At 59.1% G+C, this 18700-nt stretch carries 15 protein-coding genes; 3 read left to right on the forward strand and 12 right to left on the reverse strand.

What is annotated here, in order from left to right; all coding sequences use genetic code 11:
- The first annotated feature begins 31 nt into the window (after positions 1-31).
- Together GSQ93_RS29755 and GSQ93_RS29760 are read left to right on the forward strand one after the other, a co-directional pair.
- Positions 32-757, forward strand: coding sequence for an SDR family oxidoreductase (locus tag GSQ93_RS29755; protein WP_216857699.1), 726 nt, complete (start codon positions 32-34; stop codon positions 755-757).
- 266 nt (positions 758-1023) lie between these two features.
- Positions 1024-2004: a Dyp-type peroxidase gene (locus GSQ93_RS29760; protein ID WP_158939310.1), complete on the forward strand. Its 981-nt coding sequence runs from the start codon at positions 1024-1026 to the stop codon at positions 2002-2004.
- A gap of 309 nt (positions 2005-2313) precedes the next feature.
- On the opposite strand, the gene GSQ93_RS29765 is transcribed toward GSQ93_RS29760, so the two are convergent.
- A complete protein-coding gene (locus tag GSQ93_RS29765; protein ID WP_158939312.1) occupies positions 2314-2928 on the reverse strand; it encodes a TetR/AcrR family transcriptional regulator in 615 nt (204 codons plus the stop codon).
- Between the two features lie 110 nt (positions 2929-3038).
- Between GSQ93_RS29765 and GSQ93_RS29770 the strand changes: the two genes are divergently transcribed.
- Positions 3039-4172, forward strand: coding sequence for an MBL fold metallo-hydrolase (locus GSQ93_RS29770; protein ID WP_158939314.1), 1134 nt, complete (start codon positions 3039-3041; stop codon positions 4170-4172).
- 50 nt (positions 4173-4222) lie between these two features.
- Here GSQ93_RS29770 and GSQ93_RS29775 read toward each other — a convergent pair whose 3' ends face one another.
- The 11 genes from GSQ93_RS29775 to GSQ93_RS29825 form a co-directional block, all read right to left on the reverse strand.
- Entirely contained in the window at positions 4223-6169 is a 1947-nt protein-coding gene (locus GSQ93_RS29775) for an SMP-30/gluconolactonase/LRE family protein (RefSeq protein ID WP_158939316.1), read from the reverse strand.
- Positions 6170-6724: 555 nt separating this feature from the next.
- Positions 6725-8572, reverse strand: a complete 1848-nt coding sequence (locus tag GSQ93_RS29780) for a DUF3857 and transglutaminase domain-containing protein (RefSeq protein ID WP_158939318.1) — start codon at positions 8570-8572, stop codon at positions 6725-6727.
- 248 nt (positions 8573-8820) lie between these two features.
- Complete coding sequence (locus GSQ93_RS29785) at positions 8821-10479, reverse strand: AMP-binding protein (protein WP_158939320.1); 1659 nt, start codon at positions 10477-10479, stop codon at positions 8821-8823.
- A gap of 62 nt (positions 10480-10541) precedes the next feature.
- The gene (locus tag GSQ93_RS29790; RefSeq protein WP_158939322.1) at positions 10542-10937 is read right to left on the reverse strand and encodes a RidA family protein; all 396 of its coding nucleotides are present in this window, start codon (positions 10935-10937) and stop codon (positions 10542-10544) included.
- Positions 10934-11401, reverse strand: a complete 468-nt coding sequence (locus tag GSQ93_RS29795; protein WP_158939324.1) for a thioesterase family protein — start codon at positions 11399-11401, stop codon at positions 10934-10936. The genes GSQ93_RS29790 and GSQ93_RS29795 overlap by 4 nt, the downstream gene beginning before the upstream one ends.
- Positions 11398-12603 (reverse strand): acyl-CoA dehydrogenase family protein, encoded by a 1206-nt coding sequence (locus GSQ93_RS29800; RefSeq protein WP_158939326.1) that lies wholly within the window; start codon positions 12601-12603, stop codon positions 11398-11400. Before GSQ93_RS29800 ends, GSQ93_RS29795 begins: the two co-directional genes overlap by 4 nt.
- Before the next feature lies 1 nt (position 12604).
- Entirely contained in the window at positions 12605-13453 is an 849-nt protein-coding gene (locus GSQ93_RS29805; protein WP_158939327.1) for an enoyl-CoA hydratase family protein, read from the reverse strand.
- A 34-nt stretch (positions 13454-13487) separates the two neighbouring features.
- Entirely contained in the window at positions 13488-14027 is a 540-nt protein-coding gene (locus GSQ93_RS29810; protein ID WP_254074128.1) for a MarR family winged helix-turn-helix transcriptional regulator, read from the reverse strand.
- The gene (locus GSQ93_RS29815) at positions 14024-14806 is read right to left on the reverse strand and encodes an SDR family NAD(P)-dependent oxidoreductase (RefSeq protein WP_158939331.1); all 783 of its coding nucleotides are present in this window, start codon (positions 14804-14806) and stop codon (positions 14024-14026) included. The genes GSQ93_RS29810 and GSQ93_RS29815 overlap by 4 nt, the downstream gene beginning before the upstream one ends.
- Positions 14803-17136, reverse strand: a complete 2334-nt coding sequence (locus GSQ93_RS29820) for a bifunctional salicylyl-CoA 5-hydroxylase/oxidoreductase (protein WP_158939333.1) — start codon at positions 17134-17136, stop codon at positions 14803-14805. The genes GSQ93_RS29815 and GSQ93_RS29820 overlap by 4 nt, the downstream gene beginning before the upstream one ends.
- A 427-nt stretch (positions 17137-17563) precedes the next feature.
- Positions 17564-18280 (reverse strand): type IV toxin-antitoxin system AbiEi family antitoxin domain-containing protein, encoded by a 717-nt coding sequence (locus tag GSQ93_RS29825; protein WP_254074129.1) that lies wholly within the window; start codon positions 18278-18280, stop codon positions 17564-17566.
- Between the last annotated feature and the right edge of the window lie 420 nt (positions 18281-18700).

An 18700-nucleotide genomic window follows, 5' to 3' on the forward strand; every position in this document is an offset into this window, starting at 1 on the left:
ACAAAGACCTTAACTGCACAGGAGAATCAGGATGACCGGCACAGCACTGTCACTCGATGGAAAACGCGTGGTTGTCATTGGCGGCGCGTCGGGAATCGGCTTCGCCGTTGCCGAACTCGCGCGCGCTCAGGGCGCCGCGGTGGTCATTGCTTCGAGCACCGCAGCGAACGTCAATGCGGCGGTTGAGCGCCTGCCGGGCGCGACGGGCCGGACAGTTGATCTGCGTGACGAAGCCAGCGTGGCCGGCTTCTTCGAAGCACTCGGCGCATTCGATCATCTGGCGATCACGGCAGGTGACTGGAGCGGATCGATGCTCGTTTCAATCCGGGACCTCGACCTCACGCAGGCGCGGGAGCTCATGGCGGTACGCTTCTGGGGCGTGTTAGCGGCCGTCAAGCACGGCTGCCGAACGATCGCTCAGGATGGCTCGATCACGTTGACGAGCGGCATGCTCACGCATCGGCCGAGGAAAGGCGCGCCGTTGCCGACCACTATGGGAGGCGCGGTCGAATACCTGGCCCGCGGCCTGGCGATGGATCTCAGCCCGGTGCGGGTCAACGCCGTTTGCCCGGGCCTCGTCCTCACCGACCATGTGAAGCAGATGCCAGAGGCCATGCTGCAGTCGATGGTAGCGTCCCTGCCAGTGCCGCGCGCCGCGTCGCCGGCGGAGGCTGCGAAGGCCTATGTGTACCTCATGACCAACGGCTACGCGACGGGACAAATTCTGCCCGTCGACGGCGGCGGCTTGCTGGGCTGACGGGCTTGTCAGGGCAGCATTGGTAAATGCGGATGTGGGGCTCCGGGATGGTTGCAGTCGATCGGCGGCACGCATACGCGCGCTTGCCGTTCAATGTCGTGCGGGCATTGGCGTCAAACACCAAATAGAAAATCTGCCTTCAGGCTCGCGCCGATTCCCAGAATTGACTAACCTTGTCAAAACATCCCGCAACGGAGTCTTGGCATCGCTGCAAAGCGCCCGCCCGCGATTTCCGAACTCCCTGACCAATCGAGAATATCCATCCGATGCCCACCGACATTCCAGATCCTCAAGCCGTTTGCGATCCTATTAGCCGCAGCGCGATTTTTATGGTCGCCACGCTTAAAGCCGGCCCCGAAAGCGCAAGCACGGTGCGCGCGTTATGCGAAGACGTCGCCGGTCTGGTTCGCGCGGTCGGCACGCGTGCCCCTACGGCCAACCTCTCGTGCGTCTGCGGTTTCGGCTCTGACGGTTGGGATACGCTGTTCGGCGCGCCGCGCCCCGCAAACCTCCATGCGTTCCGCGAGTTTGGCGAGGGCAATCGCCGCGCAATTGGCACACCGGGCGATATCCTGCTGCACATCCGCGCGGACCATATGGATCTCTGCTTTGAACTCGCTGCCCTGTTGATGGAGCGATTACGCGATGCGGTCTCGGTAGTCGATGAAGTCCATGGCTTTCGCTATTTCGACCTGCGCGACATGGTGGGTTTTGTCGACGGCACGGAAAACCCGAGCGGCCGTGAGGCGGTCGATTTCACCCTGATCAGCGATCAGGATCCGGCATTTGCAGGCGGCAGTTATGTGATGGTGCAGAAATACCTGCATGACATGGTTGGCTGGGACGCGCTCTCAGTCGAGGCACAGGAACGCATTATCGGCCGCAAGAAGCTATCCGATGTCGAGCTTGCGGAAGGCGTCAAACCCTCGTCGTCGCACAGTTCGCTGACGACGATCGAAAAGGACGGTCAGGAAGTGAAAATCCTGCGTCATAACATGGCATTCGGCCGCCCAGGCGCGGGCGAGTTTGGGACCTACTTTATCGGCTATGCCAGTTCGCCGGAGCCCATCGAGCAGATGCTCGAAAACATGTTTGTCGGGCGCCCTCCCGGCAACTACGACCGGCTTCTCGATTACAGCCGCGCGGTCACCGGCGGCCTGTTCTTTGTTCCATCGGCTTCCATGCTTGAGGCGCTCGCGGATCGCGATCCCCAGTCTTCGACGAATGAATCAGCGTCGGCTGGGTGAGCTGGGAAGCGGTGAACCCGTCATCCTGCGTTCGCGCTGCCACGCTACGTTAAGACAGAACGCTGGCTACAAGTGACGAACTGAAGGCGTTGCGGTTTTGCGTGCCTTACTACTCCCCGCAAAAGAGAATGCTTGCGGGGAATTCATACAAGCCGATTACCTAGGCAGATATATCGTATCTGAAGGGTACATCGCTAAACGCGAGGTATCGTTGTTCCGCGCCTAGCCACTAGCGATCGACCCGGTCCTGACACGCTCAGGCTAGCAGGCTTCACGAAATCGGCAGGCGTTACGCTCGTCGCGCATCCGTCATGCATAGCGCGCGAGAAACATATCGGCGGCGGATTCTGCTACTTGCTTTTGTGCTTGCTTGTTAAGGGGAGGCTGCCCCATTGTCACCTGCGGCCAGAAAGCAAACGCCTTGACGAGACCCTGCAACTGCTGCGAGGCGAACACGGGGTCCGATGTCTTCAGCCGGCCATCGGCAGTGGCTGCGCGGATCCATACCGTCAGGTCTTCTTCGCGCTCACCCATGCGAGCCACCATGTCCCGCGCACGTTCCGGCGAATGAATGCCGGCCGCGATCGCCACGCGCGCGAGCGACAGGAATGCCTCATTGTTTAGAAGACTCAGCTTTTTCACCAGCAACTGGAGCAACTGCGCGCGCAACGGCTGAGCGTTGGAATAAGCGGGCGCCTCTCCCGTGTCACTCGAATCCCATAACTGCCGCAGGATGGCTGCGAACAGCACTTCCTTGCTGGGGAAATGGTTGTAGACGGTCCGCTTCGATACCCCCGCGCGGGCCGCGATGCGATCCATGCTGGTTGCCTCGAAACCCGCCGCAAGGAATTCTTCAATAGCCGCAGCGATCACGGCGGCGCGTTTTCGATCGGTCAGACGTAGCAGGGTGGAAGTGGCATTCATCAATAAATTTTACACCAGGCAGTTTACTTTTTTCTACGATAAACTACACTGCACAGTCTACTTTCCTTGCTTTCCCTTGCTTTCCCCTTTTCCCAATTGGGACGCCATACATGACATCGTTCACCGGTTCTATCCGCCGCGCTTTGGGGCTCACAGCAGCGCGACGCGGCCGCGAAGCGTTCGACTCGTCAGTCCAGCACGACGGCGAGCGCTTCCGTAACGTCAAGCCTCGTCCCGTGGAAGGAATCGGCAAGACCCTGAGCATCGTGTGGAGTTTACTGTTCAAGAAACCGAGCGGCACGGTGCCCGCCAGCCCCCTGCCCGTCGACGCGCTCACGCGTGAACAGCTTGACGCGGCGCCTGACCGCAGTTTGTATCGCCTCGGGCATTCAACCATGCTGCTCAAGCTGCGCGGTCAGTTCTGGCTGACCGACCCGGTCTTCGCCGAACGCGCGTCACCGTTCAAGCGGTTTGGTCCAAAACGCTTTCATGCGCCGCCCATCGCGCTGGCTGATTTGCCGCCGCTGCGTGGCGTGATTCTGTCCCACGACCACTACGACCATCTGGACCGCGAGACGGTGCTCGCACTCGCCCATAGCACGGGTGTGTTTCTGACGCCGCTGGGTGTGGGCGACCGGCTGATCGAATGGGGTATCGACGCGTCGAAGATTCGTCAGTTCGACTGGTGGCAGGGTGTGGAGATCGACGGTCTCACGTTCACGGCAACACCTTCGCAGCATTTCTCCGGCCGCAGCCTGTTCGATGGCAACAGTACCTTGTGGGCCTCGTGGGTTATCGTCGACGACGATTTGCGTGTGTTCTTCAGCGGCGACACCGGTTACTTCGACGGTTTCAAGACGATTGGCGAGCGACTCGGCCCATTCAATATAACGCTGCTCGAAACGGGAGCCTACGACGCCCATTGGCCCTACGTGCACATGCAGCCCGATGAAACCGTGCAGGCCCACCTCGATCTGCGCGGCCACTGGCTGATGCCGGTTCACAACGGCACGTTCGATCTGGCGATGCATCGCTGGCAGGAACCGTTCGAGCGCGTGACGGGGCTCGCCGGCGCGCATAGCATTCCGCTCGCGACACCGCGTATGGGCGAACGGCTGGACCTGGCCGCGCCGCACCGCGGTCAGCGGTGGTGGCGCGAGGTGGCGGAGGGCGTGAAAGCGCCCAGAACCCTGCGGCGCTGGTTCTTGTGCCGCAATGCGAGCCAGGCAAATTCGCAAGGCTAACTCACTATCGACGTTCGTCAGCAAACACGGCATCTAGTCTGACGCAGCCGCTACGACCCCGGGGTCCATCGATAAACAATGATGCTCGACTCGTTATAGTTGTCCTTCGTGACCACGTACTGACCGGTCGATGTCAGGTATGAGCGCAGGCCGTATATCGAATCAACGTTATTGCCCACGTCCACTGTGGCGGGGCTGCTGTTGGTGAATGTAGTGTCCAGACTGCCTGTGGCAAGATTGAACGCGTCGATGTTGGGCACGGTGCTGACGTATCCGACGAACAGATAATTGCCGGCTGCCGTGATCGATTTCGGATTGGCGCTGGTGAGGTTAATCACCGGATTCGGCGAGCTCTGGTTGCCTGCGAGCCAGCCGTGATACACCTCGACCCTCGTTCCTATCGACGTCCAGTCTGTGCTGCCGACTATGCCTTGCGCCAGGATCATGGTGTCGCTCTCCGGCAGGTAGATGATCCGCGTTAACGGCAGGACGGTCCTCGGCGTGGCGTACGCAATGCCCGCACCCCAGCTTGGCTTGCCGGTGGCATCAAAACCACTCAACGGGTAGTAATAAATGCGGTTCGTCCGGTCCGGGCCGGCCCAGACGTTTCCATTGCTATCGAGACAGAATCCTCCCGTGATCAGCGCCGTTGCATTGAACGCCGTGCCAGGCAGCGACCCGTCAGGTATGGCGATATAGCCATTGGCCGCGTTGAAATGAAAGAAATAAAATATCCCCGGATTCTGGCCGGCTGCCACGAGGATCCGGTTTGCGCCGACGGTGGCAATTTGCGCGAAGTGCTGGCCGCGCTGGGTGTCGCTGATGCTGATTCGTGGATCGGACGGGTAGTCGATCGGATCGACTGTGTTCGCCACGAACGTGCCGCCGGCGGTGCCTGTGTAGACGTTGAAACCTCCGTAGAAGGTCTCGCCGTCCGTCGCGGGGTCCGGTGCGCCGTTGCCTTCAAAGTTCAATGCCTGAAGCGTCCATTGCAGGGTGCCCGCGCTGCTATAGGCGTGGATGTCCGTAGTGCCGTTGCGGCCGAGGTCCCAGGTTCCACCCCACGGGTTATTGAGGACATACAGGGTACCGCCGGCATCCTTGCCAATGCCCGCAACGCGGGTGAAGCGCTTGTCACCCACCTGCCCTTTGATGCCAGTCGTTGTGTCTAGATATCCGCCCTGAATGCCGAACGTGCCGACCTGGGTTGGCTGCTGCGTTGGCTGAGTTGAAACGCCCGCGGTCTGGTAGATCTTGATGTTCATGTCCGGCCCCTCGTCGCCGACCAAAAGCTGTCCAGCCGTTGCATCGAAATACAGCGCGCTCGGGCGGGACGTGGCTGCCATCTGGATCGTGTTCAAAGCCGCGCCGGCCGGACTGAATTCGACAACCGTGCCCGCACTCTCCTGCGCGACCCAAACATTGCCGGCGCTATCCACAGCGAGCGCCCCGGGAGCTGTCACATTGATATCACTCTGCCAGACGCCGTCGGTAGTGAAGATTCGGACGCGATTTCCAGGGAAGTCGCTCGCATAGAGCAGCGAGCCGGAAGTAGCGAGTCCGGTAATGACGTCTCCACGCGTCTGGGTGGTTGTCGCGCTGACGGGGATGGAGAGATCGCGGGTTTTGCTGATCCGGTTATATCGCCCTACCCGGCCGCTGCCTTTACTCCTGTCATATTGCAAGGCCGCAAAGATCGAAGTGGCATTGCCAGTAATGGCGCTGCCCTGGAACTCGTTGTGAATCCCGATGGACCCCATGTTTTGGCGGTTGCCGTATATGGCGACGCCGCCTTCGTTTTCGTCCCAGAGGGAAGCCGTATAAATAATTCCTTCGGGCGCTACCCACATGGAACGAGCGCCATTACCCACATAAGTGGAATTGGTTCCATAGGTGTTCGCGATCCAGTCAGTGGTGTATTGCGCCTGACACGCTGGCGTAATTATCGCGATCAGCACAATGGCAGAAAATATGGCTTGGATGAATTTCTTTAACATGATCGATGGTCTCCGAATGGTGATCTAGCGTGAAGGCGAGAGGCGCGGGCAATGAAATCCCCTATGCCGGGCTTCTCACGGGCTCGGCGCTTGATTGTGTTGAAAACGGGCGTTAAACAGCGCCCGTATAGGAGAAAGAAAACCGGCGTTTGCGGCTAGTAGACGAGTTTATAGATTGCAGGTAATGCAGTTCTGGAGTGCATATGCCGCGTTCCCTTTATGCTTTACAAAGGGCTCATTCTTATAAAAATGTCAGGTAGTAGTTTTGTACCCCACTGCGGAGAAATACCGCGATAACTAATCGTAGATCGAAAATAGTCGAAAAGTCGTCAACAAAAAATCAAAAATAAATGGACGCTTTAATGTAGAGGTGTGGGCGGCAATGAATGAATGCGCCGCGGCCGTTCGAGATACCAATAGGACGCGTTGCGCTATGCGTGCAAGAAAATGGGGCCGCTTGCTGCGCCCCATTGATATCAACCGCAACTGGCCGAATTACCTTCCTCGGTTAGCAGCGCCGTTTGCGTCCACGGCGCGCTGTCGACTTTGCCCCAATCAGTAAACTATCTGCGCCGCCAGATCGTGTTTGATAGCTAACGCCATTTTCCTGAGTTCACCCCACTGATCAGGTTCGACATACGGGCTGTGCATGGTTATATCGAGCGTGCGCGTCACGGTAATAATGCGACCCGAGGCGGTATAGCTCGACGTGTAGGTTCCGAACGTCGACGCAATATTCGCCGGCTTGGGAAGGCTGGATACCGTGACTATCTCAGGCAGGTTTATCGTGGTCGTTTCACTAATATGGCGACCGCTGAACAGCAGCGGGAATCTACGCCGGTTCGGCCCGACTAATTCGAATGTGGTGGCAATATTCGTAAAGCTGTTCAAGCCCTGCGGCACCCGTATCGCGCCCGGCCCAGGGAACTGAGCGTAGTCGGGAAGCTTGAACCGCGTCTCGTATCCAAAGTTATATTCAAGATTACGAAGATCGCCATGAATGTATCGGCCTGATCCGTCTGTGCCGGTCATTGTCAGCATGCGCTCGGCGAACGCAGGTTCCATCCCTGAAGGTAATGTGGCGAAAACGGATCGGGCGATCCAGTCGGATTCGCCCACGGTATCGATCCGGCTCGAGCCTCTGGCCGTTCCCTCTCTGTCAAACACGACCGCTGATTGCACGCTTACACGGTCGGTAGCCGGGCTCCTCAACGGAAGGGTCACCAGCGTGGCGGCACCGCTGCCGTTATCCGTGACCAACGCGGATTTTCCGTCTTCGGTGGCAGGCAGTACGCCGAACCTGGCCATACCCGCAGTCGAGTCCACATAAATATCGAACTCGGGAATATAGGTAATTGCATGATTGAAGACGGCCAGCGGATCAGCAACCTTCGGCAGCCAGTAACGATTATCGGCGTTCACCAGCACGACACTGCTCTTGATCCCCTTCGCCGCGAGCAATGCTTCGAGAAGCGTCGTGTGGTCTTTGCAGTCGCCATAACGCGCATCAAGCACTGCCTGAGCGTTGTGCGGGACAACGCCGCCAAAGCCGAGGTAGATCGCGACATAGCGAATGTTATTGCTTACCCATCGATAAATCGCACTCGCCTGATCACGTCGATCAGTCATTCCCTCGGTCACTTCGTCCGCGAGTGCCTGTATTCCCGGTGTGACAGCCGCTTGCTGGTTTGCCCGGGCAACATACGCTTGCCCCACCGCTTCGTAGTTTGGAAAGGTAGTAACCGTTAGACGCGGACTGTGATCGACAATACTCGGCGCTCCCAGTTCCGGCTGATGCGCCTGGGTATCTTTAATTGACCACTGCAACTTCTGCTTACCGTTGTCGTCTGCAGCAACAAGCCCACCTTGCATATCGATAGCCTCCGTGTAGAGCTTGATTGAAGCCGGTGCGATAACCGTAACCGTGGCTGACTTGAATACCTTGTTATCCCAAAACGTGTCGGTTATGGAGAACTGCCCCGGGAACAACGGTTTTAATTGGATTTTTCGGGTGTGCATCGTGATTGTCGCACCGACCTGGACGCCGGGGAACACAATGGTTTTTACCCGGCCGTCGTCAAACGTTGGCGCATTAACACTTTCAGGGCTTTGTTGCGTCAGGATTGCGTCCGGCGGGACGTCAATCCGCTTGCCGTCTCGCGTGGTTGTATAAGCCTCGACAACATCAAAGGACTGCAGTGCATTGCTATACCTCTGGGGTATCTGCCCGAAGTTCTTGACTCCCTCGCCCGTCTCGATGCGTATCGACCGGGTCTGGTCCAGCATGAAGCTGCCATCGGCATTGACGTTATAGACGATGTCGTCGGTTAGGACTGTAGTGCTCGGTTGATAATCCGCAGCTGCCGCATGCACGGCGTAACCCCCTACGGCGAACACGATCATGATCTTGCAAACAAGACTACGCATCGACTTTCTCTCTCCGATTTTTATTCTGATATGGGCGGGTCCATATTGACTCGAACAGGCCACGTTTAAATCGAAGCTGATTATAGGTCGAATGCGCAAAAGCAAATACAAAACGCCGCCTGCCGGACGCCCGGCAGGCGATAGAAGCAGCTCCTTTTACACAACGATTACAAAACAGATTACAAAAATGATGCGGGTGCCAAACAAAAGCAACCCGCCGTGCTTCAAGACGCCGCTAATGTCCGCAACGCAAACCGCTTCAGCTTGCCCGTCTCGGTGCGAGGTAAAGCTTCTATAAACTCAATCGCACGCGGATACTTGTACGGCGCGATCTGTTCCTTCACGAAAATTTGCAACTGCACCACCAGCGCGTCGCTCGGTACAAATCCTGCGCTAAGAACAATGTACGCCTTGGCAATCTGGCCGCGCTCGTCGTCGGCCACGCTAACCACCCCGCACTCCGCTACCGCTTCATGCAACAGCAACGCGCTTTCTACTTCAGGGCCGGAAATGTTATAGCCGGCCGAGATAATCATGTCGTCGGCACGGGACTGATAAAAGACGTAACCATCGGCATCGATACAAACCGAATCGCCCGGCAGGTTCCATCCGTCGCGAACGAAACTACGCTGCCGCGAGTCGCTTAGATAGCGGCAACCGGTCGGCCCCTTAACCGCGAGCATGCCGATCTCGCCAACGGGAACGGGCTGCATGTTCTTGTCCACTGCCTGCACCACGTAGCCCGGCACAGCGCGCCCGATCGCGCGGTCGCGCGTCTGTCCATCGGCGCTCGATACAAAGATGTGGATCATTTCAGTGCTGCCAATGCCATCGATCATTTGCAAACCCGTGGCCTGCCGCCAGAGCTTGCGCGTGGCATCCGGCAACGCTTCGCCCGCCGAGACACTTTTTCGAAGGCCCGACAAATCAAAACGCGCCGCGAGCCCCGCCATTTGCCGGTAGAACGTCGGCGCCGTGAACATGATCGTTGCGCGAAAGCGCTCAACCACCTGCAGCAGCGTCTCGGGCGTCAACTTCTCGATCAATACCGTCGATGCCCCTGCGCGCAACGGAAAACACAGCAAGCCACCCAGCCCGAAGGTGAACGCCAGGGGAGGCGTGCCACAGAATATATCGTCGGCGGTGGGCTTTAGGATATGGCGCGGAAACAGGTCGCACATCGCTAGTACGTCGCGATGAAAATGCATGCAACCCTTCGGCATTCCCGTTGTGCCGCTGGTAAATGCGATCAGGCAGACGTCGTCGGCAGCGGTGTCCACCGCCGTGTAGTCGACAGGTTGAAGCAAGGCGATCGTATCGACGGAATCAGGGCCATCGTCATGAAAGAGCCTTGTTTGCAGCAGGTTTTCACAAAAGTACGCGTTGGCGGGATCGCTGCATTGCGCGAGTTCATCGACCAGACGTGCGTCGCATAGGGCAGCTGAAACTTGTGCCTTGTCGATGATCTGCTTCAGCTCCTTTGCCCGCAGAAGCGGCATGGTAGGCACCACGACGAGACCTGCCTTCAAGGACGCAAGCCAAGCGATCGCCATGTGCAACGTGTTCGGCCCGCGCAGCAGAATGCGGTTGCCCGGCACCAGCCCCATCACCCCCGTCAGTACATGCGCTGCCTGGTTCACGCGCGTGCGCAATTCGCTGTACGTGGTCGCATGCGGAACACCATCGACGTCCGACCAGATCGCGGGTCGTGCTCCCTGCTCACGTTCCTGATGGTCATCGATTATCCGGTCGAGCAATTCGACCGCGCAATTCAGGCGTGCCGGATAGGAGACGTCAGGGTTGTCGAGCAGAAACTGCGGCCACTCGCCGGGCGGCGGCAGGTTGTCGCGAGAAAACGTTTCGACGTGAGCCGAAGGTTCCATGGTGAGCTCCGAGAACAACGAAAATAAGCGACGAGACAAGCGGCGGGGATATACGGCGGTTGTTAATCCGGAATAACGGCGGTGGCTTCGATCTCCACCTTGGCTTCGTCTTCAATGAGCGCGGCCACCTGCACGGCGCTCATCGCAATGTCGTAGTTGCCGATCAGTTCTCGAAACGCGCTGCCCACGTCCCTCAACGCAGCGAGGTATTCCCGCTTGTCGGTTACGTACCAGGTCAAGCGCACGAGATGTTCAGGGCGCCCACCCGCAGCTTCGAGAACCGCGACTATGTTGGCCAGCGCCTGATGCGCCTGCGCGGCGAAGTCGCTGCTCTGGAACTGGCATTGCGCGTCCCAGCCAATCTGTCCTGCTATGAAGACCTGCGTGCCGCGCGCGGCAACGCCGTTCGCATATCCGCGCGGCTTGACCCAGCCGGCTGGGAGCAATGCTTTTTTCACGACCGTGTCTCCTTGAAGTCGACCTTTACTTCGGTAAGCGCTGCCGGGTTGAAGCGTGTCAGCGCAGCGCGGATGTCATTGGGGATATCGATCGACACCCCGGATTCAAGGGACGTTGTCACGAGTACCTGGCGCGCGAGAAAGCGCGTTTCGCCATGCGACTGTGCGTCAATTGCGATGCCAACCGAACGAGCGCCTATACGTTCAAGTGTTAGCGCTAACACCAGCGTGTCGCCCATCTGGCTCGGCTTTGAAAATGTGCAATCGAGCTTCACGATCGGCAAGCCGACGCGGCGCTTGCTGATCATCGCGGCATAGTCAATGTCGAGTGCTTCGTTGAACCAGTCCTCTACCAGCGCGTTAGTCATCACGAGATACTGTGGAAAAAACACGATGCCGGCAGGATCGCAATGCGAGAAACGAATGCGCACCGGCCGCTCGAAATGGGTCGATGATTCCGTCATGCATTCCTCGCGGCATGAGCCTTGAGCAGATCTCGTCCGACGATCAACTGCTGCACTTCGGTTGCGCCTTCATAGATGCGCAGCGCGCGAATCTCCCGATACAATTGCTCCACCACCGCACCGCTTTGCACACCGCTACCGCCCCACAATTGCACGGCCGCGTCGATAACCTGCTGAGCGCCCTCGCTCGCATGCCACTTCGCCAGTGCGGCCTCGCGCGTGACGGACTTGCCCTGATCGCGCAACCAAGCCGCCCGATATACAAGCAACGCGGAGCTGTCGATAGTGAGCGTCATTTGCGCGAGTTTCGCCTGCGTCAGTTGGAAGTCGCCCAGCGTCTGACCGAACATCTTGCGCGACGCCGCGCGTTCGATCCCTTCGCTCATCGCCCGCCGCGCGAAACCAAGCGATGCCGCCGCAACCGACGTGCGGAAGATATCGAGTGTGCGCATCGCAAGCTTGAAACCTTCGCCGCGATTGCCGAGTAAAGCGGTACGCGGCACGCGGGCTTTCTCGAAAGAAAGGCGCGCTAGCGGATGCGGCGCGATCACGTCGAGCCGCTCGGCAATACGCAGTCCCGGCGTATCCGCATCGACGATAAACGCGCTGATGCCACGCGCCCCCGCCGCCTCACCGGTGCGGGCGAACACCACGTAAAAGTCCGCGATGCCGCCGTTCGAGATCCAGGTCTTCTCGCCATCGAGCACGTATGATTCGCCATCCTCACGAGCGCTGAGAGCGAGTGCCGCGACATCCGATCCAGCGTCGGGTTCGGTCAGTGCGAATGCCGCGATTGCCTCGCCGCTTGCCACGCGCGGCAGATAACGCTGCTTTTGCGCTTCGTTGCCGCCAAGAGAAATTGCGCCCGATCCGAGTCCCTGCATCGCGAGCACGAAGTCCGCAAGGCCGCTGTGACGAGCAAGCGTTTCGCGCAGCAGGCAAACGGCGCGCGTGTCGATGGTGTCACCGTGTCCACCGTAAGCCGTGCCGCCTATGCCATAACGCAGCCACCCTGCCTCACCGAGTTCACGTACGAGACGGCGGCACATCGCATCAACGTTCGCATGATTGGCGTGCGTGTCGCCCAGGTGTTCCGCTGCCCACGTGTCGATACTCACGCCGAGTTCGCGATGCCTTGCTTCGAAGAACGGCCACGCGAGGGCATCGTGGAAAGCGTCGGATCGTGTTTGGGGATGGGCCAATTCAATCTCCCTCGAACACAGGCCGCGTCTTCGCAGCGAATGCGCGATACGCGCGGCCGAAATCGTTGGTCGCCATGCAGATTGCCTGCGCCTGCGCTTCGGATTCAATGGCCTCGTCGATGCTCATGCTCCACTCCTGATGGAGCATTTTCTTCGTGATGCCATGCGCGAAGGTCGGCCCCGATGCAAGGGCGGAGGCAAGCGATTGCGCTTCGCGCAGAACGTCGTCGGGTTCGCATAGCCGGTTATAAAAGCCCCACGCGAAACCCTCATCGCCGCTCGCCGAGCGACCGGTGAAAAGCAGTTCGGCCGCTCTTCCCTGACCGATAATGCGCGGCAGGATCGCACACGCACCCATGTCGCAGCCCGCCAGTCCCACACGGGTAAAGAGAAACGCGAGCTTGCTGCGCGCGGTCCCTAAACGCATATCCGAAGCCATCGCCATGATCGCTCCAGCGCCGGCGCAGATGCCATCGACAGCAGCAATAATCGGCTGCGGGCAATGACGCATCGCTTTCACGAGGTCTCCCGTCATGCGCGTGAACATCAGCAACTCGGGCATGGGCAGATCGACGAGCGGCGCAATGATGTCGTGCACGTCGCCACCCGAGCAAAAGTTGCCTCCGGCGCCGTGGATCACAATGGTCTTTACATCGGTGGCGTAAGCGAGCTGGCGGAACAGGTCGCGCAACTCCGCATACGATTCGAACGTCAGCGGATTCTTGCGCTCGGGCCGGTCAAGGGTGATCGTGCCAACTCCCAGCTCCACCGCCCAGCCAAAATGCTTTGCGTGATAGTCGCCAAGGGTTGTGCGGTTACCGGCAAAAAGCGCGGCAGTGTTCTCGTTCATCGACTGTCTCCGTATCTGTGTGCTTTGTCAGGCTTCACGAATCCGTACGCTCGCGCAAATGTTGCTTGAGCTTGCCCAGCTTCTGGTGCATGCGCGCTTTATCCGCCAGCGGCAAACCGCCGAACAATTCAACGACCCATTGTTCATGCGCACGCGCCATGCGATCGAACGATTCGCGGCCATGCGCCGTGAGCCGCACGGCAAACGAACGGCGGTCGTTCGGATCGGTATCGCGCACGACAAACCCTTCCTTCTCCAACTGGTCCGTGAGACCCGTTACGTTGCCGCCGGTAACCATCAAACGGCGTGACAGCTCGTTCATCTTCAGGCCGTCGGGATGGCGCTCAAGTTGCGCCATCAGGTCAAAGCGCGGCAGCGTGGTGTCGAATTCGGCACGCAAGCGGCGGCGCAACTCGGCTTGCACAAGATTCGTCGTGGTCAGCATGCGCAGCCATAGACGCAGTCCCATGTGACTATCGACACCTGTGCTCATTTCGAGGTCGACAACGTTGCTGGCGGCCTTGGCCTTTTCAGTCGCGGCGGGTTTAACCGTGCGGGCAGCGGGCTTGTTCACATTACTTCTCCACCTGAAATAGAAATGGTCTGGCCGGTGACTGATCGCGACTCCGGCAAGCAGAGCCATAACGCAGAACTGGCAACTTCGTCCGGCGTCACGAAGCGACGTTGCGGATTGGATCGCAGCAGTGCTTCGCGCGCCTCATCCTCGCTACGTCCGGTCTGCGCAACGATCTTTTCGATCGACTGTTCGAGCAGTCCGGTTTCGGTGTAACCGGGGCAAACCGCGTTGACCGTGATGCCACGCGTCGCGACTTCGAGCGCGAGCGAACGTGTCATGCCAATGACGCCATGCTTCGCCGCGCAATACGCGGCTACGTAGGCGTAACCTACCTGTCCTGCGGTGCTCGCTACGTTGACAATGCGCCCGCTGCGGCGCTCAAACATTCCTGGCAGCACCTCTTGCGTGCAGAGGAATACGCCGGTCAGATTCACGTCGAGCATGCGTTTCCACAGCGCCAGATCGGTCTTCGCGAACGGCGCGGCTTCGGCCTGGCCCGCGTTATTAATGAGGATGTCGATGAAACCATGCTCGCGTGTAGCAGCGAACGCCGCGGCGACGGATTCAGCGGACGTGACATCGACGCTCTGCACATGCACGGTCCCAGCTTCGCTCAGGACTTCAGCCTGATAGGCGAGCCGCGCCGCATCCCGGCCCATCAACGTGACCTGCGCGCCGGCTGTCACCAGCGCGTGCGCTATCGCAGCGCCAATACCACTGCCGCCGCCTGTGACCACTGCGTGCTGTCCGTCGAGCGAATACGTTGTCGTGTTCATGCTTCGCCCTCCGCACGCTGCGCGCGCTCACGTTCATAGCCGCGCTCGAGCTGCGACTTCGCGGCGTAGTATTGCTTCGGCCAGGTGATATCGACGTAACCGAGCTTCGCTGCTTGATCAAGCGTCCATGACGGATTGGCAAGATGCGGACGCGCCACCGCGCAGAGGTCGGCCCGGCCCGCTGCAATGATGCTGTTCACGTGGTCGGCTTCCGAGATCGCCCCGACCGCGATGGTCGCAATGCCTGCTTCATTGCGAACGCGATCCGAGAAGGGCGTCTGGAACATGCGGCCATAGACCGGCTTCTCTTCCTTGCTGACCTGTCCCGACGATACGTCGATCATGTCCGCGCCTGCGTCCTTGAACGCTCGCGCGATCAGCACGGCGTCGTCGGGCGTGATGCCGCCATCCACCCAATCGTGCGCCGAAATGCGCACCGAAATGGGCTTGTCCTTGGGCCACGCCGCGCGGATCGCATTGAACACTTCGATCGGAAAACGCAGACGGTTCGCGGATGAACCGCCGTATTCATCGTCGCGTTGATTCGTGAGCGGAGAGAGAAAACCGGACAGCAGATAACCATGCGCGCAGTGCAGCTCAAGCCAATCAAAACCGATGTCTGCGGCGAGCTCGGTCGAGCGCACGAACTGCGCTTTGATCTCGCGCAGATCGTCGGAAGTGGCTGCGCGCGACCATTGACTGATGCCCTTCAAATACTGCTGCCGCGACGCCGATACGATCGGCCAGTTGCCTTCTTCAAGCGGCTTGTCTATCCCCTCCCAACTCACGCGCGTCGATGCCTTCGCGCCTGCGTGACCCAGCTGGATGCCAATCTTTGCATCGCTCTCACGATGCACGAAGTCGACAATGCGTTGCCATGCGTCGCGTTGCGTGTCGTTGCATAGACCGGGGCATCCGGGCGTGATGCGCCCTTCAGGAGAGACGCAGGTCATCTCGGTCATCACGAGCGCAGCACCACCCATGGCACGGGCGCCGAGATGCATCAGGTGGTAGTCACCCGCGATGCCATCGACAGCCGAGTACTGGGCCATGGGAGACACCACCACGCGGTTCTTCAGCGTGACGCCTCGTACGGTGAACGGTGTAAACATCGGCGGTACGGAGCGCTTGCCACCGCTGTCTATAGCCAGCCCAGAACGCTGCGCAATCCAGTTTTCAAACTCGGCAAGATACGCGGCGTCGCGTGAACGCAGGTTTTCATGGGAGATGCGTTGCGAGCGCGTGAGCAGCGAATAAGCAAATTGCTCAGGCTCGAACGACGCGTACCGATCCACGTTTTCAAACCACTCCGTGGAGTTGCGCGCGGCGTTCTGGATGCGCAGGACATCGACGCTGCGTACGTCCGTGTAGTGATCGAGGGCAGCCGGCAAATCGTCCGGATGCGCCGCGATGCTGTTCGTCAGTTCGATCGCGTCTTCGAGCGCGAGCTTGGTGCCAGAGCCAATCGAGAAGTGCGCGGTGTGCGCGGCATCGCCCATCAGCACCACAGGCGTCACGCTGCCATCGCTATTCGCGCGGTTATGCACCCACGTTTCGTTCACGATGCGCGGAAAGCGGATCCACTGCGAGGAGCCGCGCAAATGTTGCGCGTTGGACTTGAGCGCATGACCGTCGAGATACTTGGCAAAGAGCCGCTCACAAAATGCGATGCCGTCTTCCTTGCTCATTTCATCGAGGCCGGCTGCACGCCAGACCCGCTCAGGCGCCTCTACGATAAACGTGGACATGTGGTCGTCGAAACGATACGCATGCGCCTGGAACCAGCCGAACTCGGTCTTCTCGAACGCGAATGTGAAGGCATCGAACAGCTTCTCCGTGCCAAGCCAGACGAAGCGGCAATCACGCAGATCGATGTCAGGTTTGTAAGTGGCCGCGTACTTTGTGCGTACGACGCTGTTAGCGCCGTCGCACGCAATGATGAGGTCGGCGTCGTACGTTTCGTCGCTGGTGACTTGCGTTTCAAACACCAGCTTGACACCAAGTTCCTCCGCCCGCTCCTGGAGAATGTTCAACAGGCGCTTGCGGCCAATGCCACAGAAACCGTGTCCGGACGAGCGCTGCGTGCGGCCGTTGATATGGATGTCGATGTCGTCCCAATGATTGAACGCATCGAGAATGGCTGCCGCACTCGCTTCGTCCGCACGACGCAGGTTACCAAGCGTCTGGTCGGAGAACACCACGCCCCAGCCGAAGGTGTCGTAGGGGCGGTTTCGCTCCACTACCGTCACGTCGTTAGCGGGATTTTGCTTCTTCATCAGCAAGCCAAAGTACAGACCCGCGGGGCCGCCACCAATACAAACGATGCGCATAGTGCGCTCCAGGCTGAAGAGTCGGGTTTAATTTAGGCTTCGATAGTTTAGGTGTCAAGTAAATTTATAAAAGACGGCCGCACGCTCACCGGACTGGTGATCCGAAACAATAAAGTCTGTCATGCGAGAATAAAGTCTGTCGCGCGCTTTCACGATGTGAGCTGCAATGAGCCAATACGCGTCAGAGCTACTATGGACGGGCAAGCGACTGGGCGCTGTCCTCGATACGGCCCGCTGGATAAGTAACAGTTGAGTCTGCCGGCTTGGACTTTATTCTCTCCGACTGCGCAACGCTCTCGCAGATGCTTAACGGAAATTGACGGTCGGTTTTGCTATTCCCGGCTGACGTATCGGCGTGGCGTGTGTGTCTCCTTCTGGGTCGCTTTCCTGGCATTCGTACACATAGCCACGAATGTCGGAAACAAACTTAAGGCTTTAGGGTGAGCCTTCGCCCGTCCGCCCCCAGACTCGACCAGCGCCTGCCTACACTCAAACGATCAACAATTCCCTGTAAGTCGCGGCCCCACTCATATCCGGCGCTCTCGCCCAGGTCGCGTACAAGCTTGACCACCTTGACTCGCGTACAGTGCCGTAGGAGTTCGCTGAGGCGATCGGCGCGCAAGTTACGCATCGAGTCAGCCAGATGTTGCGCCTCCTCCAGCGATTGCCCCTTCTTGCCTCGCTTGCCAATGTCACTGGCGAGTTCGAGAAGCGCAAGCTCGGGAATTGAAACCAGAACAGAAGGATTCTTCAAAGGCAGCGGTTTCAGGCATTCCGAAAGCGAGAATTGATCATCGAACAGCCGCGTCGTCTGATACGTATAGGGCATATGCAGTTCGACCCACAGCGGGAAGCGATACGCCTTAACGCCCCATAGCGTGATTCGCGGACGGAAGGCGATGTTGTGGCGTACCCCTTGCCAATCGAAAGCCGTCTTTCCGCCGACGTGTAGACCTGCATTATGTCGGGTCAGGTACGCGAGGATCCCCTCCGTCGTTAGCACGTCTCCTCGGAGCAGATAGGCGCCCTTTGACAGTCGCTGCAGCCACCCAGCGTTCACCAGGTAATGGGTCTGCGCAGGGCTTATTCCCAAATGCCTGAGCAGCGCAGGATCAAGTGGTTGCCCGCGCGGCGCTTCATGCATCAGAAGTTGTACCGCTCGCTCTGCCACGCTTTAAATTGGTACGTGCTCGTGTGGGCCGCCTCAGCGGATAATTTGGACCGACGGGCTGGCGGCAGGCCTGATCCGCGAGGAGCGATGCGTTCGCGATGAGTAGTTACAGGAAACGGGGTTACAAGCGATGAATGCGCCCGAGATGGCATCTGAAAAACGGCAGAGGGTAAGGAAGACTCGAACGCCAACACCTGTCCGCTGTAATGAGTCCGGGTACTACAGCACTGTTGAAACGGAGAGTCGATCGCCTATTGGTCCGGAAGGGCGAGAAGCTTGAGCAAAACTAGTTCTTTGCTCGAATGTCGCTGAACGACCCCTATGCTCAGGTCGCAACTATGCACAGATGGTCGGCGGCCGATGACGCCGCCCCAATCGTGGCGGAACGTGGGC

This window comes from Burkholderia sp. S171 (genome assembly GCF_009766085.1).
Lineage (GTDB): Bacteria > Pseudomonadota > Gammaproteobacteria > Burkholderiales > Burkholderiaceae > Caballeronia.